Origin of the sequence: Streptomyces sp. NTH33 (assembly GCF_003236365.1) — a bacterium.
In the GTDB taxonomy this organism is placed as follows: domain Bacteria; phylum Actinomycetota; class Actinomycetes; order Streptomycetales; family Streptomycetaceae; genus Streptomyces.
Window position 1 is genome coordinate 1 of the sequence record NZ_POTZ01000591.1, and the last position, 3,570, is coordinate 3,570.

General features: G+C 74.3%; 1 protein-coding gene. It reads right to left on the bottom strand.

Annotation, left to right across the window (positions count from 1 at the left end):
- Window positions 1-231: 231 nt before the first annotated feature.
- Entirely contained in the window at window positions 232-3,516 is a 3,285-nt protein-coding gene (gene lysX / locus C1I97_RS33430; RefSeq protein ID WP_111006777.1) for a bifunctional lysylphosphatidylglycerol synthetase/lysine--tRNA ligase LysX, read from the bottom strand.
- Between the last annotated feature and the right edge of the window lie 54 nt (window positions 3,517-3,570).

The following is a 3,570-nucleotide window of genomic DNA, read 5'->3' on the forward strand; positions in this document are numbered from 1 at the left end:
GCTCTCGGGGCGGCGGGAGTGGGCCCGGAGGAGCCGGAGAGCAGCAGACCGGCCGTGCCGGCCGCTCCCGCCGCCCCGAGAGCGGCGGCCCCGGCGAACAACGCCCGGCGCCGCGTGAGCAACTGATCCTTCTGCATGACTCAACAGTGACCTGCCCGCCACCGCTCCACGGGTACGGCGGCACGAAAGCACCCGCCCGGCCCAGCGCCCCCGATCGGCGGCGCGGCGGCCTCAGCGATGGCGCACGAGCGGGAACGGCAGCGTCTCACGGATGGTCAGGCCGGTGAGGAACATGACCAGCCGGTCGACGCCGAGGCCGAGTCCGCCGGTGGGCGGCATGGCGTATTCGAGGGCGTCGAGGAAGTCCTCGTCCAGCTCCATCGCCTCCGGGTCTCCCCCGGCGGCGAGCAGGGACTGGGCGGTGAGGCGGCGGCGCTGTTCGACGGGGTCGGTGAGTTCGGAGTAGGCGGTGCCCAGTTCGGTGCCGAAGGCGACGAGGTCCCAGCGCTCGGCGAGCCGTGGGTCGGTGCGGTGCTGCCGGGTGAGCGGGGAGACGTCGGTCGGGAAGTCCTTGTAGAAGGTGGGCTGCTGCGTACGCTCCTCCACCAGCCGCTCGTACATCTCCAGGAGGATCTCGCCGGAGGTGTCGTCGGCGGTGTACGGCACGCCGGCGCGCTCGCAGTGCCGGCGCAGCGTCGCCGGGTCGGTGCCGGGGCTGATCTCCTCCCCGAGCGCCTCGGAGATAGCGTCGTGCACGGTTTTGACCGGCCAGGGCCCGGAGATGTCGTACTCGGTGCCGTCCTTGCGGGCGACCGGGCGGCCGAAGACGGCGGTGGCGGCCTCCTGGATCAGTTCGCGGGTGAGGCCGAGCATCACGTCGTAGTCGGCGTACGCCTGGTAGGCCTCCAGCATGGTGAACTCGGGGTTGTGCTTGGGGGAGACGCCCTCGTTGCGGAAGGTGCGGCCCATTTCGAAGACCTTCTCCAGGCCGCCCACGCACAGGCGCTTGAGGTACAGCTCGGGGGCGATGCGCAGGTACAGGTCGAGGTGGTAGGCGTTGATGTGGGTGGTGAAGGGGCGGGCGTTGGCGCCGCCGTGGACCCGCTGCAGCATCGGGGTCTCGACTTCGAGGAAGCCGCGGTCGAGCAGTCCCCGGCGCAGGGCCTGTACGGCGGTGGAGCGGATGCGGACGGTCTCGCGGGCCTCGGGGCTGGTGACCAGGTCGAGGTAGCGCATGCGCACCCTGGCCTCGGGGTCGGCCAGGCCCCGGCGCTTGTCGGGCAGGGGGCGCAGGCACTTGCCGAGCAGCCGCCAGGAGGTGACGAACACGGTCGGCTCGCCCTTGTCGCTCCTCCCGGCCCGGCCGGTGGCGGTGAGGTGGTCGCCGATGTCGGTGTCGGCGGTGAAGCGGTCCAGGGCGGCCGGTCCGGTCCGGTCGCGGGTGAGGGCGAGCTGGTGGTCGCCGGACCAGTCGCGCAGGACGGCGAAGACGATGCCGCCGAGGTCGCGGACGAGCAGGACGCGGCCGGCGACGGTGACCTGCTCGCCCTCGCGGATCTCGGCGAGGGTGCGGGTGCGGGCCTCGACGCCCACCGGGTAGGGGTCGGTGCCGGCCGCGCGCAGCCTGTCGAGCTTGGCGTGCCGGACGCGGACCTGCTCGGGCAGGCCGGCGAGCGGGTCGCCGGGGCCGGCGCGTCGCTCCTCGGCGGGTCCGAGCGCCGTCAGAGGGGGCAGGCCCTCGGTGGTGGCCGGACGCGGTCCGGTCCCGGAGCGGCCCTTGCCCCGGAGCTTGCGCAGCGAGGGGACGGAGACGAAGCCCTCGGCGATGCCGGAGGCCAGGCCGATCCGGGCGAGGGAGGCGGTCTCGCCGTAGCAGAGGAAGCGCGGGTACCACTCGGGGTGGTACTTGGCGTTGGACCGGTACAGGGCCTCCAGCTGCCACCAGCGGGAGAGGAACAGCAGCAGCCGGCGCCACAGGCGCAGCACCGGTCCGGCCCCGATGCGGGCGCCCTCCTCGAACGCCGAGCGGAACACCGCGAAGTTCAGCGAGATGCGGCGCACGCCGAGTCTCGGGGCGGCCGCGCACAGTTCGGCGACCATGAACTCCATGACGCCGTTGGGTGCGGCGCGGTCGCGGCGCATCAGGTCCAGGGAGGCGCCGTCGCGGCCCCAGGGCACGAAGGAGAGCAGGGCGAGCAGCCGGCCGTCGGTGCCGAGTGCCTCGACCAGGAGGCAGTCGCCGTCGGCGGGGTCGCCCAGGCGGTCCAGGGCCATGGAGAAGCCGCGTTCGGTCTCGGTGTCGCGCCAGGCGTCGGCCCTGTCGGTCACCGCCTCCATCTCGGCGTCGGTGAGGGTGGCGTGCCGGCGGATGCGGCAGGTGGCGCCGGTGCGGCGGACGCGGTGCACGGCCTGCCGGGTCACGCGCATGTCCCGGCCGTCGAGGTCGAACCCGGCGACGTGCACGATGGCCTCGTCGCCGAGCTGGAGGGCGCCGAGTCCGGCGCGGGCGTAGGCCGTGGCGCCCTCCTCGGAGGCGCCCATGACGGCGGGCGTCCAGGCGTAGCGGCGGGCCACGTCCAGCCAGGCGGCGATGGCGTGCGGCCAGGCCTCGCGGTCGCCGACGGGGTCGCCGCTGGCCAGGCAGACGCCGGCCTCGACGCGGTAGGTGACGGCGGCCTTGCCGCTGGGTGAGAAGACGACGGCCTTGTCGCGGCGGGTGGCGAAGTAGCCGAGGGAGTCGTCCTCGCCGTAGGCCTCGAGCAGGGCGCGGATGCGTGCTTCCTCGTCGCCGTGCAGGGCCGCCTCCAGGCGCTGGGAGCGGAACAGGGTGGCGGCGGCGTTGAGCAGGGCGAGCGCACCGAACAGGCCGAGCAGGAAGGTCACCGGGCGCGGTGGCCGGCCGTCGAAGTCGCGGGCGGAGACCAGTCCGCCCATGACCCGGTTGGCGGACCACGCCAGGTGCAGGTCGGGCGGCAGCGTGCCGGGGAAGAGCGCGACCAGGCCCCAGCCGACCAGGATCGCCGCCGCGAGCCCGGCGACGAGCACGGCGAGCGCCCGCCACCAGGAGCCGCGGCGGGAGGCGGCGTAGAACTCCCCGTGGGCCGCGATCAGCACCAGCAGCGCGAGGCCGCACAGGACGAGGGAGGGCGCCGACTCGGCGTACTCGCCGACGGCCAGGCCCACGGCGTCCCCGAGGATCACCAGGCCCAGGTAGGCGACGACCAGCCACCAGGCGACCTTCTTGCGGGCGGCGGTCGCGCCGGCCAGCAGGAAGAGGAAGGCGGCGTAGGCGAGGTTGGCGCTGACCGGGACCAGGAGCAGGTCCAGGACGCGGACGAGCGGGTGGAGCAGGACGCGCAGCGGCGCGATGAGATCGAGCAGCGCGCACAGCAGGCCCAGGGCGCCGAAGAAGGTGGCGAAGCCTTCCGGCACCCTGCCGAGGAACCGGTTCCGCTTCGGCGGCCGGGCGGGTTCGGCGGCGCCCCTGGGCGGGGCGGCGCCGGCGGTGGTGGTCATGGTTCCGAGGGGGTGGCGCTCACGCTTTCGACTGTAGGAACACCGCGCGCGGGC